Consider the following 380-nt stretch of genomic DNA (forward strand, 5'->3'; position numbering starts at 1 on the left):
AAGCCTAGAATCTCTCGTGTTCCTTCCAACGTGATACCTAAAGCGATATAAATAGCTTCTTTTTCAACCGTATCGCGACGCACACTAAAAAATAAGCAGTCTAAATAAAGGGCCGTGTAATTCGACTCTAATGTACGTGATTGCCAGCTTTCGATATCATTTCTAATCTTTTCCGTAATATTAGATACAGTCGTAGCCGAATAAGGGTTGCCATCTAATAAACGTTCCACAAATTTTCCGACTTGTCGAGTACTTACGCCGCTTTGATATAAGCTTAGAATAGCTTCTTCTAGCCAACCATCACGACGTTGATAAGGCTGGAATAGTGAAGTTTGAAAATCACCGTTTCGATCTCTTGGGACAGAAAGATCTTCTATTCG

At 39.7% G+C, this 380-nt stretch carries 1 protein-coding gene; it reads right to left on the minus strand.

Annotated elements, in window-relative coordinates:
* The coding region (locus tag CN373_RS24780; RefSeq protein WP_205753384.1) for a transposase at positions 1 to 380 on the minus strand (380 nt) is incomplete at both ends.

Origin of the sequence: Bacillus cereus, from assembly GCF_002561295.1 — a bacterium.
Classification (GTDB): Bacteria; Bacillota; Bacilli; order Bacillales; family Bacillaceae_G; genus Bacillus_A; species Bacillus_A cereus_S.